This window comes from Bacteroides galacturonicus, from assembly GCF_003096855.1.
In the GTDB taxonomy this organism is placed as follows: Bacteria; Bacillota; Clostridia; order Lachnospirales; family Lachnospiraceae; genus Lachnospira; species Lachnospira rogosae.
The window spans coordinates 317,054-337,560 of the sequence record NZ_QEOA01000006.1; the positions used below are offsets into that span (position 1 = coordinate 317,054).

The window sequence follows — 20,507 nt, forward strand, 5'->3', positions numbered from 1 at the left end:
TACTATGCACTTTATATTGCCTTATTTTATAATAATATTAATAGTTATTCAACTTTATCTTAAAAAAAGTACACGTTCTGGCTCAGAACGCTCAAAAAAATATTGGGAAAGGGAACAGAAAGCCAATTCAACAAGAAAGCAGGATATAAGCTCCCTTAACTATATTAAATGGGACGACACACTTCCTACTATAGATAACAGCCTGACATTAGCTGACATATTAAATAATTCACCAGAAGCCCTTAAGGCTTATAATAATATCCAGACACTTAAGACTGAGCCAATGCTTAACCTGTCAGAGTATTCCAACACTGACCTTAAGTTAAAATATGGTGTTGCCAATCTTGATACTTTAACACAATACGAAGACAGCTACACTTCATTTATAAAGAGCCTTTCAGAGCTTGGACATATCCTTATTGAACATAAGGACATATCCGATGCCACAGCATTTCTTGAATATGCCGTAAGGATTGGCTCTGACATACGACTTACCTATACTGACCTTTACGCATTATATTCAGAAGCAGGAAATGCTTCCAAAATCAGACAGTTAAGACAATACGCCTCTCTTATCAAGTCTGTTAATAAAGACCTGATAGTATCAGCTATTAACTAGGTATTTAATTAATTATATGAATATATTATCTATATAAACATTAATTCATTACTAACCATTATTTTCCATATTCTGAAAGTATCTTATCTATGTTTCGTGAAGCTATACTCTTGGTCATCTCATCAATCGGGATATCAAGCTTTACATTATGCTTTACAACAAGTGCTGTAAGATAATTTCTTTGTGCCTGTGTAATCGGACTATCCTTTTTCACACTGTATACAAGCTCAGATGGTATTTCAAAGCCTGAATCATCCGGTTTTATTGTATACATTTTCCAGTATATTCCGCTTGCACTCAGCGCATCATCTAAAGCTCTGTGTGAGTTACCAGGGTCAATCTTCAAATACTCACACAGATAATCAAGCTTCTTATGCTCCAGTTCTGGAAGTATTCTTCTTGCCATTTTAAGTGTATCTATTCCTGCTGACGGAAATACAAGATTGTTATTAACCGCCGCCTTCTTTAAAAAGCTGTAATCAAATATAACATTATGTCCAAGTATAGGATAATCCCCTATAAATTGTATTACATCATCAATCAGTTCATTAATTCTTGGCTTATCTGTAAGCTCCTCATTATGTATATGTGTAAGCTCTATTATTCTGTCGCTTATCTTAATGCCTGGATTGACAAGTGTTGAATATGTATCTGTCACGTTTCCATTACATACCCTTGCCATTCCTATCTCAATTATTCTGTCTGCTGCCGGGTTAAGCCCTGTAGTTTCTATATCCAGTGCAACATAGCTGTCTATCATTGCCTTTGTTCCTTTCATTAGTATAGTACTTCTGGGTAAAAAAATAGAGCGGGTGATGGGAATCGAACCCACGTATCTAGCTTGGAAGGCTAGTGTTCTACCATTGAACTACACCCGCATATCATCATAATTAAATTATATTCAATTATAAAATGCCTAGAACCGGAATCGAACCAGTGACACGAGGATTTTCAGTCCTCTGCTCTACCGACTGAGCTATCTAGGCTTATTGTGACTTCACATCATAATATCCTGTAGTAAACAATCAAGTTATTCACCAAAAGACTTGATTAGTTTACCACATAAATATCTTATCCGTCAACAATTATTTTAACTGTTATTATTGTTCTCAGCCATATATTTCTCATATAAGTCCGGTCTGTACTTCTTAGTACGTTCTAACGACTTCTCGTGCCTCCACTTCTCTATATTGCCGTGGTGACCTGATAATAATACTTCTGGCACTTCCATACCTTTATAATTGGCTGGTCTTGTGTACTGTGGATATTCTAATAAACCATCCGAGAAGCTCTCTGTCTGGGCTGATTCATCATTATTAAGTACTCCCGGAACTAATCTTGACACTGAGTCGATAACAACCATCGCCGGAAGCTCTCCACCTGTCAGGACATAATCTCCAATTGACACATAGTCTGTAACTATGCTTTCAAGTGCTCTCTCATCAATTCCCTCATAATGTCCACACAGAATTACAAGTTCTTCTTCTTTGGCAAATTCTTCTGCCATATGCTGATTAAATGTATGCCCCTGTGGTGTCATATACACAACCCTTGGTCTGCCTGAACATCTTGATGCTATGCTCTCATAAGCATCGCACACGGGTCCCGGCTGCATAACCATTCCTGCTCCTCCGCCATATGGGTAATCATCTACCTTCATATGCTTATTATTGGAAAAATCCCTTATATCAACAGCTTCTATAGACAATACTCCTGAATCTATAGCCCTGCCTGTTATACTTGTATTCAACCCATCCAAAATCATCTGTGGAAATAGTGACATTACATAAAATTTCATTAGTTAGACGCTCCCGATATATTATTAAGGAAGAATGGGTAATAGTTATGATTAAGGTTATATCCACCTGTTGATACATCTGTATTAAGATATCCAGACTCATCCTTAAATGCATCTGCTATATCTATAAATGTCATTCCATACTCTGTCGCCCTGGCTGCAAGTGTGCTGTTAGCTTCATCAATAGCCGCCTGTGTTATCTTTACATTTGACTTTGCCTCAAAGCTCTGTGTTATAGGAAGAAGTGACACTACATATACCTTTACTGATGGAATTGCTTCCTTAAGCGACTCTACTATTGAACCTATTCTCTCAGCTACATTCTCTCCTGACCTTGTTCCATAGTTAAGGTCATTAAGTCCAACAAGGACATATACCTTAGATGGATTAGCCGCCGCAACACTTGACACTGAATTAAGTGCCTTATCTGTTGTAAGGTTATTATCTGAGAATATGCGTGATGTGTCAAGATAACCATATTCACCTATACCTGATACAATCATATCACCAAAGAATACTGCATCATCATAATTAGAACGTGATGTGTATTCCTGTATCTCTGCCTTAGTTGTAATCCTGGCAACTCCGCCTGATACCTGAGCTGCTGATGTTGTACTGCTTGTTGTGCTTTCTGTTACAGCTGATGTTGTACTCTCTGTATCAGCTGCACTTGTTGTTTCATTGTTAGACATCTCTATAGATGACTGTGTAATAATTATATCATTGTTATTATTATTGTTATTGGCAAGTGTTGTCGCCTTATCTTCCACTGGCTTTCCAATACTGCATAATTTAAGAACAATTGCAACAACTGTAATAACTACTACAGCCAAAATAACACCTATTACCGGCTTCTTATACTTGTTCCATAATCTCATCTTACGGTTAAGAACTATTTTATTCTTTTCCTCGTTATTATCTACTGCCATTATACATTACTCCTCATTCTTACTTCTGTGTATTATATTTTAACAGCATTATCTACCATCTAAGACGTCTTAACACTGTAGCTGAAGTCTTTCTTAAGCCTATATTAAGAATTCCGTCTTTAAGTCTGTAACCTTGTCTGTCTGTTGAATATCCGCCCTCAAATGTTACCATTATCTGCTCGACATCATCATCCATAGCAAGTCCAGTCTCCCAGGCAGGTATATTAACTCTTATCTCATCTTCCCCATTATTAACAACAACTATCACTGCATCATCTGATGTAAATCTTCCATATGCAATAACATTATGTGCTGAATAAAGCTGCTTATACGAGCCGGTTCTTAATACCTCATTCTCCTTGTGCATCTTTATTGCTGCCTTATGAAAGTCTATAAGCTCCTTATCTTCATGTCCCCATGGATAAGTTCTTCTGTTATCAGGGTCTGTGAAACCACACACTCCCGCTTCATCTCCATAATATACAGTTGGTGCACCCGGCCACGTCATCTGAATAATGACAGCCTCCATAAATACAAACTTATTCACATTCTGATTAGCCACTTCTGATCCAAGCTTATCAACCCTGCCAACAATATGGTTAGTTCTTGTAAGAAATCTTGAATGGTCGTGGTTAGAAAGCTCATTCATAGATATAGAATAACTTTGTCCACCCATTCTTGCCATATTATGGTGCATAGCACCAAAAAAATAATCAGGATTACCTAATGAATCAGGGCGCATTTCATCACTATGCTTCTCCATTCCTGTAAGAAACCACGTTACAGGCTCCATAAAGGCATCATAATTCATAATCGTATCCCATTCATCACCCTGAAGCCAGTCATATGAATCACCATAATTCTCTGCAAGTATTATTGCCTCCGGATTAGCTTCCTTAACAGCCTGTCTGAACTTTTTCCAGAATGTATGGTTATATTCCTTGCTGTACCCAAGGTCAGCTGCAACATCAAGCCTCCAGCCATCTACATTGTACGGTGGAGATACCCATTTCTTTCCAATATCTATAATATACTTTTCAAGTGTATCTGAGTCTTCATAATTCAGCTTAGGAAGTGTATCGTGTCCCCACCAGCCGTCATATGAACCATTATCCGGCCACTGATTACCATAGAATTTAAAGAAGCTGTGATATGGGCTTTCATACTTCTCATATGCACCGCAGGCATAATCGTCATCACTAGAACTGTAAATGTGTTCCCTGTCCATCCATTTGTTAAATGAACCACAATGGTTAAACACTCCGTCTATTATGACTTTCATTCCTCTGCTGTGTATCTGTTCTACCGCCTTGGCAAAGAACTCATTACTCGCTTTAAGATTTTCCTTACTTGTAACCCTGTTAATATATCGTGTTGCATTAGTATTGTTCTGGTCACCTTCTTTTAAAAGTTCCCCATCATCTTTTACTATAACACCAAAATGTGGGTCTATATAATCATAGTCCTGTATATCGTACTTATGATTAGATGGCGAAACAAACAACGGATTAAAATAAATGACCTCGACACCAAGCTCGCTAAGATAATCAAGCTTATCAAGCACGCCCTGCAAATCGCCACCATAGAACTCTCTTACACCCATATTGGCTGGATATTTATTCCAATCCTTAACCTGACAGACGTGTTCGCCTATATAACTGTATTCATCATCAAGCACGTTATTAGATTTATCACCATCGCAAAATCTATCGGCAAATATCTGGTACATAACCGCACCCTTTGCCCAGTCAGGTGTCTTAAATCCCGGCATAATCTGGAAATTATAATAAGTATTAAGTTCTTTAATAGCTCCTATCTGATTGTAATAGCATACAACCTTTCCAGTCTCTACCTTGAAATAATAATATAATTTGTCATTATTAACTTTAATCTCAGCCTCGTAATAATCAAATACTCCAACTGCCTTAATCTTTGTCATAGGGTATTCTACATTATTAACATATATATACGCCTTGTCTACATTATAACGACCTGTTCTTAATCGTATCTTAACTGTATCACCCGGCATAGGCTCTGCCGGACATCTGTAATCGTTTGTCGCATCAGAAAATAAAGCTCTTGTATTAATGGTTGGCCTTGCATTACACATATACAAAAGCTTTCTTTCCCATGATGTAAGGTTCTCAACTCCTGCGCTTATTATCATAGAAAATACTCCTTGACATTAATCATATATAATTTTATATCATTACGGGTATTTATTCAACTGTAAGATATATTTATTAAGATTTCTTTAATTTACAGCTTCTCTTAACTCGTAACGATGTCATAGGTAAGAGCGTTTCTGCTTCGTAATTTATTTACTTTATAAAATACGCTCTTACCTATGACGCGGTGCTCCTCGAATAGATAATTTAAAAAATTTCCATTCCTGCAAGCAGGATGGAAGATTTCTTTAAATTATCCATTCTCATCGTTACTCGTGCAAATAAAAAGGACAGTCTGGGGGGACTGTCCTTTTTGGAGAAGGTATTTCACTTATTATGGGGTGTAGCAAAAAATATATAATGTATTGGGGGTTTTTACGTTAATTATAATATCATACAAAGTCCCATAAGTGTTCACAAACTTTACAATATATTGCAACTTTTTTTGTGAATTATCACCAAATATTTTTTGTGTATAAATACATTTCCATTATTTAACTGCATTTAAACTGCAAAATCTCTGTTAATACCTGATTATAAACTCTCTCCATATGGCTTATCTTCAAACAAACTTTCAAATTCTTCTCTTGAAATCTTCTCTTTCTCAAGAAGAAGTTCTGAACTTCTATGAAGCACGTCCATATTCTCTGATATAAGCTTCTTAGCCTTGGTATAACACTCATCTACAATTCTCTTAACTTCTTCATCAATGAGTGCTGCTACATCTTCACCATATGGTCTTGTATGTGCAAGATCTCTTCCGATGAATACCTCATCACTGTCTGTATCATAATTAATAAGACCAAGCTTGTCAGAGAAACCATACTTAGTAACCATATCTCTTGCTGTCTGTGTTGCCTGCTTGATATCCTGTGAAGCACCTGTTGTTATATCATCAAATATGAGTTCTTCCGCTACTCGTCCACCAAGGCTTACAACGATATTCTGAAGCATTTTCCCCTTAGTGTTAAACATCTCATCTCTTTCAGGAAGCGGCATTGTGTAACCTGCCGCACCCATTCCTGTAGGAATGATTGATATTGTATGAACCGGCCCAACATCTGGTAAAAGGTGGAATAATATAGCGTGTCCTGATTCGTGGTAAGCTGTAATCTTCTTCTCTTTGTCAGATATAATCTTACTCTTCTTCTCAACACCTATTCCTATCTTAATAAATGCTTCTTCAACATCTGCGTTAGTTATATATCTGTTCTTCTTTCTTGCCGCATTAATAGCAGCTTCATTTAATACATTTTCAAGATCAGCACCTGTAAAGCCGGCTGATGTTCTTGCAAGCTTATCAAGGTCAACATCATCACCAAGAGGCTTCTTAGCTGCGTGTACCTTTAATATTTCAAGTCGTCCAGCAACATCTGGTCTGCCGACAACTATCTTTCTGTCAAATCTTCCCGGTCTTAATATAGCTGGGTCAAGAATATCAATTCTGTTAGTAGCGGCCATAACGATAATTCCTTCATTGACACCAAAACCATCCATCTCAACAAGCATCTGGTTAAGTGTCTGTTCTCTCTCATCGTGGCCGCCGCCCATACCTGTTCCTCTTCGTCTTGCAACAGCATCAATCTCATCAATGAATATAATACAAGGTGCGTTCTTCTTAGCTTCCTCAAACATATCTCTTACTCTTGAAGCACCAACACCAACAAACATCTCTACGAAATCCGAACCTGATATGCTAAAGAATGGTACGCTTGCCTCTCCGGCAACAGCTTTGGCAAGAAGTGTCTTACCTGTACCAGGTGCACCTGTAAGAATAACACCCTTAGGTATTCTTGCACCAAGAGAAGTATATCTTACTGGATCTTTAAGGAAATCAACTATCTCCTCAAGTTCTTCTTTTTCTTCCTGAAGACCAGCTACATCCTTAAATGTAACTTTATTATCAGCACTGCTTATCATTCTGGCCCTGCTCTTTCCAAAATTCATCATCTTGGCATTGCCACCGCCACCAGCCTGTCTTGTAAACATCATCATAATGAATACAATAACAAGAAGGCTTAAGCCAAATGGAAGTATAGTTGTAAGCATAACACTCTGTCTTGCAACATCTTTAAGTGTATATTCTATATTCTTATCAAGTAAAAGTTCTTCTACATCTTTAACATCTGATACATATACACTCTTAACTGACTGCTCACCGCTCACCTTAACAGTTACAACACCAGTTGGAACTTCTGCATTCTGTCTTATGGATACGCTCTCTATCTTACCCTTGCTGATATCGTTAACTAATTCGTTATAAGTATAATTGCTTGTACCTGTATTCATTCTTGCAACATACATAATAAACATCGCTGCTATAATCACAATAATCATATAGATTCCCATTCCTGAAAATCTTACATTTTTCTTATTATCCATATCAATCTCCATTCTTACATATATTCGTAATTAGGTAATAATCAATTCTCATCATCAAGATGAACAACTCCTATAAATGGAAGATTTCTATACATCTGGTCATAGTCAAGACCATATCCTACAACGAATTCATCCGGAATATTAAATCCGTTATACTTAACATCTATATCAACTTCTCTTCTGTCTGGCTTATCAAGAAGTGTACATATACATATGTCTGCTGGATTTCTTTCCTCTAACATAGGCATAAGTCTGAATAAAGTATTACCTGAATCGATAATATCTTCTACAACTATTACATGTTCGCCTTCTATAGACTCATCAAGTTCTTTCTTAATTACAATATTACCACTTGAAGTTGTTCCGCTTCCGTAGCTTGAAGTCTGCATAAAATCTATCTTTACTGGAACTGTTATTCTCTTGGCAAGTTCACAGCAGAAGAATATGCTTCCCTTAAGAATACATATAAGCTTAATTTCCTTACCCTCATAATCAGCGCTAATCTTAGCACCAATCTCTGCTATCTTCTCTTGAAGTTTGTCCTCTGAAATCATTACACTTATCTTGTGCTTATTTGACATAATTAATTCCTCTCTTTCAATATAAGCTGTATTTTAAATACGTTCTTTGTAGAGCCTGTGACCCTGCAATCTTCGCATCTGCGCACACCACACGCCCATAGCACGCGGTTATTATCACACACAAGCAGTATTTCATCTCTGTGTGAAGCAGGTATCTTGCGGTCTGTCAGTTCTTTCTTAAGCTTCTTGGTATTACCGCTTTCCGATACCACAATCCTATCCTCGACATTCTTAAATCTGATATCAAGTAACTTATTAAGTTTATCATAATCAAAATACTTCGTATAGCTGTTATTCAATTTATTTACGCAAATTTTACCATTTGAAGCATTCTCCGCCAATTCTTCGTCATTATCATTATTGTCATAAACGGACATTTTGATACTTGCTGAATACATTTTATCATACTCCGGTATATATACTGTCTTATCTATATCAACAATTACTTCTCTATCTTTACTACATTTAGTGATATCTATGCGATGAACCTCTACAAGTCCTGCATCTGCTGTTAGCTCTGTGTCCGCTCTATATCTGTTACTTGCTGTGTCAGAAAATGTATTCTCTGCTCTGTTCTTTCTTTCAAGCACAATATATTCATATTCACGCACTGCCTTTATTCCATATACCGAGTCTACCTTTCTTCCTGTCTGAAGATTAATAAGCTTGTATACATCATATACATTGACCGAATATATATCCTTAGCCCTTCCTGCAAGCTTAACAAGTGCCTTATATATAACTCTTTTTCCAAGCACCTCATCTGCCTGCCCAAGCTGTTCAACTGATAATCTTATCCCTGCACCATCCTGTATTGCACAGCTTTTGTACAGCTTGTCTGCTTCTTTATCAACAAAATTCTCAACCGCCCGTACTTCTTGCGCCATAAATGCAATATTCTGCACAACATTTTTATTAATATGCTCACCCATATATGGCAACAGGACATTTCTTATTGAATTCCTTGTATAATCGTTATCATAATTAGTCACATCTGTCACAAATGACTGGTTTCTTAGCACAAGCCAGCTTTCTATGTCCTGTCTTGTTATGCAAAGAAGAGGACGGCATATGTTATCCCTCACCGGCACAATTCCTCTTATTCCTTTAAGTGATGTACCCCTCGCCATATTCATAATAACCGTTTCTGCCTGGTCATTCATATGATGGGCAACAAATATCCTTGTCTTATCATACTGCTTTGAAAGCTTGTCAAATATATCATATCTTTCAAGTCTTCCAGCTTCCTCAACAGTAAGATTATTCTCCCTTGCTATCTTTTCACATTCTATATTGTAGCAATGATAATCAAGCTTAAGACTTTCACACAGCTTTCTTGTAAACTGCTCATCATCAGCGGCTTCTTTTCTTATACCATGATTAACGTGTACAATATGAAGCTTTACGTCTTTATTATTATGTATAATATAATCGTTAAGCATAATCATAAGACAGACAGAATCTGCTCCGCCTGACACACCGACAACTGCATTACTGCAATCCTCAAGCATATTATTAGCCTTTATGTATGCCCATACCTTTTTCTCTATATTATTAACATCCATATTAAATGCTTTCTCCTGTTGTTTTATATGGCAATATTGCCCAATTATATATTTATTTGTTGTAGGTGTCAAACAGTCCGAACACAAGCACTGTGCAGTCATCACATACTTCACAATTATTATATGACATTGACTTTCTAAGTATCTCGTCAGCTATCGCTTTAGGCTTTTTCATTACAACTTCCTCGATAATCTCTACCATTTTCTCCTCTTTATTAAGACACGGAAGATTATCAAGCACACCATCGCTCACCATAATTACATAGTCACCATCGTACAACTTCTTGGCTGTGCAGTCGTAATCTACCTTTTCAAGCACACCGATAGGAAGTGTGGACGATTTGATTATCTCAACCCAGCCCTCCCTTTTAATAAATGTAGATACTGCCCCTAACTTTATGCAATGCATCATACCTGACTGGCAGTCCACAACACTCATATCCATAGTTACAGGGCTGTCTTTGCCACTGCAATTAATGTATGCCGTATTGATAAAATCTATGGCTGTCTTCTCCTCAAATCCGGCATCTATACAGTTCTCCATAAGTTCTATAACCATTCTGCTCTCAATAAATGCCCTCTTGCCACTTCCACAGCCATCTGCAATTGCCGCCACAACTTTACCACACGACAGGCTTGATACCATAAAATTATCGCCATTAAAGCCGCTTTTTTCTTTACATTTTCTTGCAACTCCTGATAAAAATCGGAAACGGTTCTCCTGATGAAACACATACTGCTGGCAGTTGTCGTTAATGACAAGCCTGTTATTATGGTCTGAATAGTATCCAATCCCCATAACATCACATACTATTTTCCGTATCTTTCTCTCTGCGACACAGCCCTTGCCAAGAGTTCTTGCAAGTATAACAACTTCACTCCTGCCTGTCTTGTCTTTTAATATATTGACATCTTTAATAACTATTCCTGCGACAAGTGCCCTTGAAGCCATATCTCTTGCAATTCCCTTAGACGGCTTATCTGCCTGTAACTGCATAAGCGTGCAGTCCTCAAGAATATCTGCAACAAGAAACAACTGTCTTTTAAAGCTGGGACTTTGTGCTTCATCACCTGATGCACACTCATATGCTTCTCCCAGACGGCGAAACGTCTTAGCTGTTTCGGACAATCTGTTTATCGTATAAGTCATACACAATCCATCATTCTTAACTGCCATAGCCCCTCATTTCTGGTCTAAATATACTGTTTTCTTAAACCGAACACCATTATAATAGCAGTTATATAAAAAATGTGTCGAACCCTGTTACGTTACTTCTTCCCTTTAAATATTATCTCATCTGGATATATAAGTCCGAATTTATCCTTGGCAATCTCCTCCGCAAACTTCTTCGTCTGCACATACTTCTTATATTCATTAAGCTCTTCTGTACGCTGTTTTTCTTCATCAACCTGTTCCTGAAGCTCTTTAATCTGCTTTTCGTACTCTACATTTTTGGCTTCAATATTCTTTTTGCCATTCCATAAAAGCACGCCAAGACCCACAACAACAAGCATAGCAAATACCATACCCAGAATTGCTGAGCGTTTCTGTCTTTTTCTTCGCTGTTCCCTTTCTCTTTTTGTCTCAAATCTCATCTATATCTCTCCATTCTTCGGTCTGTCTTTCCTTAATGACTGCAACACTATTCTAATCACAGACACAAGCATTTTCAATGGTTTCAGTAAAATTCCTACAAGCCTTACTCCATATTTTATGTAATACACGCTTAACGCCTTAAGATATAGAACTACACCGCACACAAGCCCCACTACAATAAATGATCTTATAATTCCGCTATTAACATAGAAACATATAATAAATATCCGTATTCCTACATATATCCAGTATATAACATCTTCTACAGCAATCATAAATACACGCCGGTGTCTTATTATTCTTCTTATTATTCTTATCGTATCATATTGAAATGCGAGCACCATTCCCCACCAAAGTGCATATAAAAATGTGCCGCTCTCCCATATAATATCACCTGACATAAGCATTATTCCCCGCTACTGCTGGACTTATATAATTAACTAATCTTTATAATGTCTAAAAGATGTATTCACAATTATCTAAATAACCTGTTCACTAATGAGTCGCCTTTTTTCATACTTATGCTGTTCTGTGAATACACAAGTGAGTCAACCCTGCCATCAACATCAAGCTCCCCCTTCTCAACTGACAGCTTATTAACGTGAAGCGACTCCCCTTTTATAACAATAACGCCATAATCTGACTCAAGTATTACCTTTGATGGTTCAAAGGATATAACGTCAGTAATACCAGTAAACTGAGCCTTCTTTCTATCTTCCATTCTTACTGTATGAGGATGTCTTACCCTTTTAATATCGTCCATAACTGCCTCCATATATTATACATTTATCTTACCTGTCTAATATATTAGGCGGTACACCAAAAAATGCTTAATTATAACTATTATTTAAACACATTAAACTATTAGATATGCTCAAACATTAAATATACTTAATCATTAAATATATTCAAACATCTCCTTAGCTTCTTCTTTCTTAACTGTGTCCTTTACGTCTGTAACCCTTACCTTAACATTCTTATTACCAAAAGATATCTCTATTATATCTCCTGCCTTGACATCAACTGATGCCTTAGCCACTTTACCATTAATCATTACCCTGCCTGCATCACACGCATCATTAGCTACTGTACGTCTTTTAATAAGTCTTGAAACCTTTAAATATTTATCTAATCTCATAATCTTCCTCCGGAATGTCTGCCAATCGTAATTAACTTATATTAATATGTAAATGCCTGAAGCCGTGCAATATTTCTAACTTCTGGCATTTAGATGTATATGGCAAATGGTATTTTGCCTTACATCATATTATTATATTAAAATTATCTGCTAATTGTCCATATGTCTGCCCAAAAAATCCGCCGCAACTTTAACTATTCTTTTCTCACTCTCGCCAAGCTTCTGTTTCTTGTCATTGCCAAACATAATAACCATACCCAGAACATCTCCGGCACATATTATCGGACTTATCACCTCTGACTCACAATCATAGTCTGTTACCGCTTTTACATAATCATTCTCACTGGCACTTGCTACAACACTCTGCCTTTTATCCATAATATCATTAAGTTCTTTGGTAATATGCTTTCCCTGTACATTCTTTTTCTGTGTTCCTGCTGCCGCAATAACACAATCCCTGTCAGTTATTGCAATTGTCATTCCTGTATTCTGTGCTATGGACTCCGCATATTCCACTGCAAATTCCGATACATCTGCCATCGGAGAATATTTCTTTAACACAATCTGCCCATCCATATCTGTATATATCTCCATAGGGTCAGTTTCCCTTATTCTTAATGTTCTTCTTATCTCCTTTGGTATTACAATTCTTCCTAAATCATCTATACGACGAACAATTCCAGTGGCTTTCATACAATCCTCCTTATTTTCAATATAATCCATACACGCTGTTTCTCTATGCTCATTCAATGGTTTATCGAACTATTTTCCATATATTGCGTTGTATGGGTAGTATGTGAAAATTGTGAAAAATTATACATTTTAAAAAGGCTAGTCATCTAAATTCTGCCATTCTTCTCTTTTGCTGACTATATCCATATTGCCAGCATATAAACCACCTAGTATAATACAATAATTATCTGTGGTTTTTCCACATAATATGCAACACGAAATCCATATAGGCAGGTTGTTTTGCGCGTTTTGACCTGCTCCTTTTATTATGTTATCATTTAATTATTAAATGTTTAAATGCGTTCTTAAATGGTAAAAATATGAATTAGTGTTATGCGCACCCGACACGCTATACTTATAACTGGGGCGCAGAAATGAGGATATTTATGATTATAGATTTTCATACTCACAGCTTTCCTGATGACATTGCGGACCGTGCCGTAGGACGACTTGCTCAAAGCGGCGGTATACCTAATTATCTGGATGGACGTGTAGACTCTATCAAAGCTTCTATGAAAAAAGCTGGCATTGATTACTCTGTCTTACTGCCTATAGCAACAAAGCCGTCACAGCATACGACTATCAACAAAATAGCCATAGAAACTAATAAATCCTTTAAATCTACTGGAATAATATCATTTGGTACAATTCATCCTGATAATGATGACTACAAGACTATAATAAGTGACCTTGCCAAAGCTGGTGTTCCAGGAATTAAGCTTCACCCTGTATTCCAGCGCACCAATATAGATGACCCAAGATGTCTTAGAATAATAGAATGTGCAAACGACAACGACCTTATTGTATCTATCCACTGCGGTATGGATATAAGCTTTCCTAACTGTGATGAGGCAAGCGTTGAACGCCTTGCCAATATGATAAAAGAAGTCCCACCACACAAACTTGTATTAGCCCATATGGGTGGCTGGTCTATGTATGACGAAGTATGTGACCAGCTAATTGGAACACCAAATGTATGGCTCGACACTGCACTTGTCTTAAAAAGCACTCCGGACAACAACTTCCTCTCCAAAGAGAAATTCGTCCAGATGGTCCGCACACATGGCTCTGACCACATTCTCTTTGGAACAGACAGCCCCTGGTCCGACCAGTCCGAGTCCCTCCACCTCCTAAGGACAAGCGGTCTCACCCCAGAAGAACTCACAGCCATCGAAGGCGGCAACGCCGCCACACTGCTCGGCAGTTTCCTGACAAATACACCATAACCATTTTTCTCCTTCCCCAAGGGCAACAGCACAGCGCATTGCCCGCCCCGCCCCGCACGAACTGGCAACGAACAGGCGAAAAGCAGGACAGCCCCCTGCCGCGTGGCACTGCATTATAAGAGAATTGTGATATTACCAATGTTTCCGCACCCATAAACAGCAATGACCAGACACGAGGTCTGGTCAAGCGAATACTGAGGCAGGATGCCGAATATGAGCGTGTGCGTCCAACGCCACAACACTCCCTCGGAAACACCCGGTAATATCCAATTGTCTTATCCGCAGTTCCACACGGCAGGGGGCTGTCCCGCCTTTCGCCGTCCATCCGTCCGTCTGCCAGCTCCGCTCTTGCCGCTCTTACCCCACTATCTCCTGTGCATATGCCAACGCCGCATCAATATTAGCACAGAAGTTATCTTCTCCAACTTCTGCCGCAAATCCAGCCTTCTCCATCATAGACTTAGGCTGTTCCTGGACGTGGGATAATACCATAGTTATACCACGCTTCTTACATACATTGTGTATATTCTTAAGCGAACGCAATGCTGATATATCCATAGCTGGAACACCACGCATTCTGATTATAACTACTTTTACATCTGACTCCATATGTATATCCATAAACTTATCCGCTGCCGCAAAGAACATTGGTCCGATTATTTCGTATACTAAAGTCTTATCAGGAACTTTCTTTAAATTAATACTCTCAGGGTCGTTATTCTCATCAATATTTTCCCCGATATATTTCCAGCTTCTTACTTCTGTTACGTCTGCCATTCTCTTCAGGAAAAGAAGTGCAGCCATAACAATACCTACTTCTATAGCCACAACAAGGTCAAATACAACTGTAAGCACCATAGTTGTAAGTAATACTAATGTATCTGACTTTGGTGAGTGCTTAACAAGATTAACCATCTCTCTCCAGCCACTCATATTGTATGCAACAATAAATAAAATTGCCGCAATGGCTGGCATTGGTATCCAGGCCGCATATGGCATAAGCACCACAAGCACAATAAGAAGTGTAACTGAGTGAACCATACCTGCTATAGGTGTACGTCCACCATTCTTGACATTAGCCGCTGTTCTTGCAATAGCGCCTGTCGCTGGAATACCACCGAAAAGTGCGGATACGATATTACCTGCTCCCTGTGCAACAAGCTCCATATTAGGCTTATGTCTTGAACCTATCATTCCATCTGATACTACACACGAAAGCAGACTCTCTATTCCTGCAAGAACCGCTATTGTAAGAGCATCTGGAAGAAGTGTAAGTATCATATCCATATTAACTGATGGTACTGACACTCCTGGAAGTCCTTTCTTTATTGTATACAGACTTCCGATTGTATTGACATCTTTTAATGGTCCGATGAATTTAACCATAAGAACTGATACTATAACCGCAATAAGTGATGGTGGAATTTTATCAAGAGACTTGAACTTAGGCCATATAATAAGAATTGCAAGTGATACCGCACCAACTATTAATGCTTTTATATTAAATGTTCCTATATTGGCAATTATCGCCTTTAACTTATCCATAGTTTCAACTGTAGCAGTTCCTGCCGGATAAGTAAGGCCAAGAAAATCTTTAATCTGTCCTATAACAATAGTCACAGCAATACCAAATGTAAAACCTGTAGTTATTGTATAAGGAATAAATCTTATAAGGTTACCGAACTTAAGAAGCCCCATAATAACAAGTATTATACCTGCCATAATTGTAGCAACTATAAGTCCATCCATACCATTTTTCGCAACTATACCAGCTACTATTGTAGCAAATGCTGCTGTAGGTCCAGCTATCTGAACCCTGCTTCCTCCTAAGAAGGAAATAACAAATCCAGCAAATATTGCTGTATATATACCCTGCTCCGGGCTTACTCCTGATGCAAGTGCCAGTGCAATGGATAATGGCAGGGCTATTATCGCAACAATAATCCCTGCCACTATATCCTTTACTAACTGGTCCTTGGAATATGTCTTCATTACATCAAATATCTTTGGTACCAATTCATTCATTTTACTGTTCTACCTCTGTAATCTGGCTGCACTCAAATTCTACAACTTTCTGATAAAGTATTTCATAACCTATCTCTGATACAACTTCACTGCCGACTGCATCTACAATTGCATTGAAGTCATCGTAACCATAATACTGAGCTAAATCGTTACCATATGAGTTAATTTCATCTTCTGACACATGAATATCATTATCTGCGGCAATAATGGTTACTATCATTTTCTGTAAAAGATACTGCTGTGCAGATGATGTAGCATATTCATTAAATGCGTCAATTGAATCAAATCCATATACTGATTTCTTATATGTATCTAAATCTGATATGCCATAGTATGAACCATAAGTGTTAAATTCACTCTCAATATTAGTATTAAGTACTTCTACCAATGAATCTATTTCATCCTGTGGATAATTAACATCTCCGATATTCTCGCTTATAATCTGGTATGCTGATGTAAATGTGTTATTAAGATAAGTATCATTAGCATTAGCTTCTACTATCTTTCTTACTTCTTCCCTGAAATCTGCAACTGTATCACCTGAAAGATTAAGACTTTCTTTGTTATTAACTACCCATTCATCTGTTATCTCTGGGTAAGTTGTCTTCTGGATTGCTGTAACCTTTACTGTGAATATTACACTCTTACCTGCAAGGTCTGATGTGTAATTATCTGGGAAAGTACAAGGAATATCATATTCCTGGCCTACTGTAAGTCCTACAAGTCCTTTATCAAGGTCTGATATAAAGTTACCTGAACCTATTGTATATGTAGTATCTGTTGCTGTACCACCTGAGAATGCCTCGCCATCAAGCTTACCTGAATAATCAAGTATAACTGTATCCCCATCAGCTGTTACACCACTTGTAACATTCTCTGTTGTAGCTTCCGCTGATACTATATTCTTATTGATATAATCGTCAACGTCACTTTCTGCAACATTGAGTACTGACTTATCAACTGTTACCTGAATTCCTTTGTACTCAGGCATTGTAAATGCTTTTTTATAAATTGCTGCATCTGATGTAATAGCAGCATCATATTCTGCAGCTGTTATGCTCTTATGTACTGTAGAAGTTGGTTCTTCTGTCTTTTTAGAGCCACATGCTGTAAGTGAAGCTGTCATAGCTGCCACTAACATAAGGCTTACTAATTTCTTTTTCATAAAATATCCTCATTTCTTTATTTTTGACACTTTATTTGTTATAACATAATCCAATACAAAATAAAAGTGAATTCACATTTTTTTCAATATTTGATATACTTTATACATATGTATAACTTATTTAAGGAGTAATATGAATAATTTAGTAATTTTGCAAAAACCTGCACATCTAAGACATCGGACAGCTTCTTTAGTTCTATGTATTGTTATTATAAACTGTATGCTGTCAGCACTGACGGGCTGTAACAGTAAGAAGCTTGCTCTGAGTTCACCTATAAGCGTAACTGATTACAAGCTTAATACTTATGTACAGATTGACTCTTATACTAATGTCAATAAAAATGTATTATCCGATGCTCTTGACCTGTGTGATTATTACGAACACATTTTCTCAAGAACCCTTGAAACAAGTGAGCTTTATAAAGTCAACACCCAGCAGACAACTGCTATAAGTGATGAACTCTATGAGCTTATTGAACTTGGGCTTTACTACAGCCAGCTATCCTATGGTGCTTTTGATATTACAATAGGAAGCGTGTCACGTTTATGGGATTTTAATACTGATACCCCAGATGTACCTGACAGTTCTGCCATAACAGATGCACTTGCATATGTCGATTATACCAAGGTTTCATTAAGCACCGACAATGACGGCACTCATCACATATCCATACCTGACGGATACTGTCTTGACCTTGGTGCGATTGCCAAGGGCTACATTGCCGATAAGATTAAAGCTTATCTTATTGATAATGGCGTCGAACGTGCTATCATTAATCTTGGCGGCAATGTATTATGTATAGGTCAGAAGCGTAACGGCTCAGATTTCAATATTGCGGTAAAGAAGCCATTTACTGAAACCGGCGAATATATGGAAGTACTTCATATTAATGATTATTCGGTTGTATCATCTGGAACATATGAAAGATACTTCTATTCAGATGACGGTACATTTTACCACCATATATTAAATCCAGCCACTGGCTACCCTTATGACAACAACTTATGTGATGTGACTATTATTTCAAGTGAGTCAACGGTTGGCGACTGTCTTAGCACAACCTGCTTTGTATTAGGACTTGATGACGGTATGAAACTCATTAATTCGCTTGAAGGCATTGAGGCTGTATTTATGACTAATGATGGTTCTAAATATTATTCAGACAACGCGAAAGCGTATATTAATTAATTATTACGACAGATTATTATCTGTAGAAATGAGGATTATATGATTCGACTTATTATCGTAGTGCTGTTATTGCTTATATTTGCAGTATTCAGCTTAATTGCACTTCCTATCTTATGGCTTATCGGAAAGAAGAACCCTGTTGCTAAGGAGAAAGCTTCTGATGCGGTTGCACGCTTTATGTTCAGGCTTATATTGTTCGTATGTGGAACTAAGACGACTGCTATTGGTGTTGAGAACATTCCAACAGACAAGCCTGTATTATTTGTAGGTAATCATCGTGGTTTCTTTGATGTAATTATTTCTTATACTTATATAAAGACAAGAGCGGCTTATGTTGCCAAAAAGGAGATGGCAAAAGTACCTATACTTCGTGTATGGATGCGTAATATCCGCTGTCTTTTACTCGACAGACAGAACACAAGGGAAGCCCTCAAATCAATACTTTCTGGAATTGAATATATTAAAGACGGCACCTCTTTAGTTATTTTCCCTGAGGGAACACGTAACAAGGGTGAGGGGGTTATGGAATTCCACGCCGGAAGCTTTAAGCTTGCTGAGAAATCACACAGTCTTATTATTCCTGTAACACAGAATAATACTTCTGCAATATTTGAAGACCAGAAGCCTTTCCTTAAGAAAGCCCACACTGTTATTGAATTCGGAACGCCGGTAGATATGTCCTTAATGTCACCTGATGAGAAGAAAAATGTAGCAGCATATATACACGATATTATACTTTCTACTTATGAGAAAAACCAGAATCTTGTGTAAGCATTACACATTTTCTTACGCATTTTCAATATATTATTCTTTTCATTATTTATATTCCGTGATATAATGGACTTTGTGAATTCAGTTTGAATTGTGAATTATTTGTATATTATACAGGAGGAGAACTTATATGCCAGTATGGTCGATAGTTTTATTAGTTATTATAGCAATCCTCGTTGTTGCTTTAATAGCTCTTATTATTGTTGGTAACAAGCTTCGTAAGAAGCAGACAGAGAACCAGGCACAGATTGATGCCGCTAAACAGATTATGTCTATGTTGATTATAGACAAGAAGAAAATGAAACTTAAAGAAGCAGGACTTCCAAAGATTGTTCTTGAACAGACACCTAAGTATCTTCAGAGAAGCAAAGTTCCTGTAGTTAAAGCTAAGATTGGTCCTAAGGTTATGACACTTATGGCTGATCCTAAGGTATACGACCAGATACCTATCAAGGCGGAAGTTAAGGCTGAGGTAAGTGGTATCTACATCACAGGAATTAAGTCAGTTCGCGGTGGCAAGATAGTTGTTGAAGAAAAGAAAGCTAAGAAAGGCTTATTTAAGAAGTTAAAGAAGAATTAAGCCTGAAATTAAACAAAGGCAATTATTAATATATTAATGAAT

The 20,507-nt window shown here is 37.4% G+C and carries 20 protein-coding genes and 2 tRNA genes; 5 read left to right on the forward strand and 17 right to left on the reverse strand.

From position 1 onward, the window contains the following. The first annotated feature begins 4 nt into the window (after positions 1-4). Positions 5-619, forward strand: coding sequence for a hypothetical protein (locus tag C7390_RS10135; RefSeq protein WP_116444152.1), 615 nt, complete (start codon positions 5-7; stop codon positions 617-619). A gap of 58 nt (positions 620-677) precedes the next feature. On the opposite strand, the gene C7390_RS10140 is transcribed toward C7390_RS10135, so the two are convergent. The 15 genes from C7390_RS10140 to C7390_RS10210 form a co-directional block, all read right to left on the reverse strand. Next, entirely contained in the window at positions 678-1,397 is a 720-nt protein-coding gene (locus C7390_RS10140; protein WP_318295666.1) for a 3'-5' exonuclease, read from the reverse strand. 29 nt (positions 1,398-1,426) lie between these two features. After that, positions 1,427-1,497, reverse strand: a tRNA-Gly gene (locus tag C7390_RS10145). 35 nt (positions 1,498-1,532) lie between these two features. Next, positions 1,533-1,605, reverse strand: a tRNA-Phe gene (locus C7390_RS10150). Positions 1,606-1,709: 104 nt separating this feature from the next. Further along, the gene (trmD, locus tag C7390_RS10155) at positions 1,710-2,417 is read right to left on the reverse strand and encodes a tRNA (guanosine(37)-N1)-methyltransferase TrmD (protein ID WP_055173858.1); all 708 of its coding nucleotides are present in this window, start codon (positions 2,415-2,417) and stop codon (positions 1,710-1,712) included. Next, a complete protein-coding gene (locus C7390_RS10160) occupies positions 2,417-3,346 on the reverse strand; it encodes a GDSL-type esterase/lipase family protein (protein WP_116444153.1) in 930 nt (309 codons plus the stop codon). Before C7390_RS10160 ends, trmD begins: the two co-directional genes overlap by 1 nt. A 52-nt stretch (positions 3,347-3,398) precedes the next feature. Then, the gene (locus tag C7390_RS10165) at positions 3,399-5,513 is read right to left on the reverse strand and encodes a glycoside hydrolase family 13 protein (RefSeq protein WP_116444154.1); all 2,115 of its coding nucleotides are present in this window, start codon (positions 5,511-5,513) and stop codon (positions 3,399-3,401) included. A gap of 535 nt (positions 5,514-6,048) precedes the next feature. Next, positions 6,049-7,896: an ATP-dependent zinc metalloprotease FtsH gene (gene ftsH / locus C7390_RS10170; protein ID WP_055173856.1), complete on the reverse strand. Its 1,848-nt coding sequence runs from the start codon at positions 7,894-7,896 to the stop codon at positions 6,049-6,051. A gap of 41 nt (positions 7,897-7,937) precedes the next feature. Continuing rightward, on the reverse strand, positions 7,938-8,477 hold the full coding sequence (gene hpt, locus C7390_RS10175) for a hypoxanthine phosphoribosyltransferase (RefSeq protein ID WP_242854075.1): 540 nt from the start codon (positions 8,475-8,477) through the stop codon (positions 7,938-7,940). A 2-nt stretch (positions 8,478-8,479) separates the two neighbouring features. Further along, complete coding sequence (gene tilS, locus C7390_RS10180; RefSeq protein WP_318295667.1) at positions 8,480-10,042, reverse strand: tRNA lysidine(34) synthetase TilS; 1,563 nt, start codon at positions 10,040-10,042, stop codon at positions 8,480-8,482. Positions 10,043-10,094: 52 nt separating this feature from the next. Next, positions 10,095-11,219 (reverse strand): SpoIIE family protein phosphatase, encoded by a 1,125-nt coding sequence (locus C7390_RS10185; RefSeq protein ID WP_022501429.1) that lies wholly within the window; start codon positions 11,217-11,219, stop codon positions 10,095-10,097. 92 nt (positions 11,220-11,311) lie between these two features. After that, on the reverse strand, positions 11,312-11,638 hold the full coding sequence (locus tag C7390_RS10190) for an FtsB family cell division protein (protein WP_055173850.1): 327 nt from the start codon (positions 11,636-11,638) through the stop codon (positions 11,312-11,314). Next, positions 11,639-12,040, reverse strand: coding sequence for a spore cortex biosynthesis protein YabQ (yabQ, locus tag C7390_RS10195; protein WP_022501431.1), 402 nt, complete (start codon positions 12,038-12,040; stop codon positions 11,639-11,641). Between the two features lie 74 nt (positions 12,041-12,114). Beyond that, on the reverse strand, positions 12,115-12,402 hold the full coding sequence (gene yabP, locus C7390_RS10200; protein WP_022501432.1) for a sporulation protein YabP: 288 nt from the start codon (positions 12,400-12,402) through the stop codon (positions 12,115-12,117). Between the two features lie 135 nt (positions 12,403-12,537). Beyond that, positions 12,538-12,777: an RNA-binding S4 domain-containing protein gene (locus C7390_RS10205; protein WP_022501433.1), complete on the reverse strand. Its 240-nt coding sequence runs from the start codon at positions 12,775-12,777 to the stop codon at positions 12,538-12,540. 150 nt (positions 12,778-12,927) lie between these two features. Further along, complete coding sequence (locus C7390_RS10210) at positions 12,928-13,470, reverse strand: stage V sporulation T C-terminal domain-containing protein (RefSeq protein ID WP_022501434.1); 543 nt, start codon at positions 13,468-13,470, stop codon at positions 12,928-12,930. A 425-nt stretch (positions 13,471-13,895) separates the two neighbouring features. Here C7390_RS10210 and C7390_RS10215 point away from each other — a divergent pair, with 425 nt between their 5' ends. Then, complete coding sequence (locus C7390_RS10215; RefSeq protein ID WP_022501435.1) at positions 13,896-14,735, forward strand: amidohydrolase family protein; 840 nt, start codon at positions 13,896-13,898, stop codon at positions 14,733-14,735. A gap of 357 nt (positions 14,736-15,092) precedes the next feature. Here C7390_RS10215 and C7390_RS10220 read toward each other — a convergent pair whose 3' ends face one another. Then, positions 15,093-16,760, reverse strand: coding sequence for a SulP family inorganic anion transporter (locus tag C7390_RS10220; protein WP_055173836.1), 1,668 nt, complete (start codon positions 16,758-16,760; stop codon positions 15,093-15,095). Between the two features lies 1 nt (position 16,761). Continuing rightward, positions 16,762-17,925, reverse strand: a complete 1,164-nt coding sequence (locus tag C7390_RS10225) for an FKBP-type peptidyl-prolyl cis-trans isomerase (RefSeq protein WP_055173834.1) — start codon at positions 17,923-17,925, stop codon at positions 16,762-16,764. Between the two features lie 133 nt (positions 17,926-18,058). Here C7390_RS10225 and C7390_RS10230 point away from each other — a divergent pair, with 133 nt between their 5' ends. The 3 genes from C7390_RS10230 to C7390_RS10240 all read left to right on the forward strand — a co-directional run bounded on the left by C7390_RS10230 (position 18,059) and on the right by C7390_RS10240 (position 20,465). Further along, positions 18,059-19,114 (forward strand): FAD:protein FMN transferase, encoded by a 1,056-nt coding sequence (locus C7390_RS10230; protein ID WP_318295668.1) that lies wholly within the window; start codon positions 18,059-18,061, stop codon positions 19,112-19,114. A 39-nt stretch (positions 19,115-19,153) separates the two neighbouring features. Next, positions 19,154-19,885 (forward strand): lysophospholipid acyltransferase family protein, encoded by a 732-nt coding sequence (locus tag C7390_RS10235; RefSeq protein WP_055173832.1) that lies wholly within the window; start codon positions 19,154-19,156, stop codon positions 19,883-19,885. 130 nt (positions 19,886-20,015) lie between these two features. Further along, positions 20,016-20,465 carry a hypothetical protein gene (locus tag C7390_RS10240; protein ID WP_022501440.1) on the forward strand — a complete coding sequence of 150 codons (450 nt, stop codon included), beginning with the start codon at positions 20,016-20,018 and terminating at the stop codon, positions 20,463-20,465. Positions 20,466-20,507: the final 42 nt, after the last annotated feature.

Coding starts and splice junctions, on each gene's coding strand:
- C7390_RS10135 (WP_116444152.1), top strand. CDS start 5: ATGCACTTTATATTGCCTTATTTTATAATAATATTAATAGTTATTCAA.
- C7390_RS10140 (WP_318295666.1), bottom strand. CDS start 1,397: ATGAAAGGAACAAAGGCAATGATAGACAGCTATGTTGCACTGGATATA.
- trmD (WP_055173858.1), bottom strand. CDS start 2,417: ATGAAATTTTATGTAATGTCACTATTTCCACAGATGATTTTGGATGGG.
- C7390_RS10160 (WP_116444153.1), bottom strand. CDS start 3,346: ATGGCAGTAGATAATAACGAGGAAAAGAATAAAATAGTTCTTAACCGT.
- C7390_RS10165 (WP_116444154.1), bottom strand. CDS start 5,513: ATGATAATAAGCGCAGGAGTTGAGAACCTTACATCATGGGAAAGAAAG.
- ftsH (WP_055173856.1), bottom strand. CDS start 7,896: ATGGATAATAAGAAAAATGTAAGATTTTCAGGAATGGGAATCTATATG.
- hpt (WP_242854075.1), bottom strand. CDS start 8,477: ATGTCAAATAAGCACAAGATAAGTGTAATGATTTCAGAGGACAAACTT.
- tilS (WP_318295667.1), bottom strand. CDS start 10,042: ATGGATGTTAATAATATAGAGAAAAAGGTATGGGCATACATAAAGGCT.
- C7390_RS10185 (WP_022501429.1), bottom strand. CDS start 11,219: ATGGCAGTTAAGAATGATGGATTGTGTATGACTTATACGATAAACAGA.
- C7390_RS10190 (WP_055173850.1), bottom strand. CDS start 11,638: ATGAGATTTGAGACAAAAAGAGAAAGGGAACAGCGAAGAAAAAGACAG.
- yabQ (WP_022501431.1), bottom strand. CDS start 12,040: ATGTCAGGTGATATTATATGGGAGAGCGGCACATTTTTATATGCACTT.
- yabP (WP_022501432.1), bottom strand. CDS start 12,402: ATGGACGATATTAAAAGGGTAAGACATCCTCATACAGTAAGAATGGAA.
- C7390_RS10205 (WP_022501433.1), bottom strand. CDS start 12,777: ATGAGATTAGATAAATATTTAAAGGTTTCAAGACTTATTAAAAGACGT.
- C7390_RS10210 (WP_022501434.1), bottom strand. CDS start 13,470: ATGAAAGCCACTGGAATTGTTCGTCGTATAGATGATTTAGGAAGAATT.
- C7390_RS10215 (WP_022501435.1), top strand. CDS start 13,896: ATGATTATAGATTTTCATACTCACAGCTTTCCTGATGACATTGCGGAC.
- C7390_RS10220 (WP_055173836.1), bottom strand. CDS start 16,760: ATGAATGAATTGGTACCAAAGATATTTGATGTAATGAAGACATATTCC.
- C7390_RS10225 (WP_055173834.1), bottom strand. CDS start 17,925: ATGAAAAAGAAATTAGTAAGCCTTATGTTAGTGGCAGCTATGACAGCT.
- C7390_RS10230 (WP_318295668.1), top strand. CDS start 18,059: ATGAATAATTTAGTAATTTTGCAAAAACCTGCACATCTAAGACATCGG.
- C7390_RS10235 (WP_055173832.1), top strand. CDS start 19,154: ATGATTCGACTTATTATCGTAGTGCTGTTATTGCTTATATTTGCAGTA.
- C7390_RS10240 (WP_022501440.1), top strand. CDS start 20,016: ATGCCAGTATGGTCGATAGTTTTATTAGTTATTATAGCAATCCTCGTT.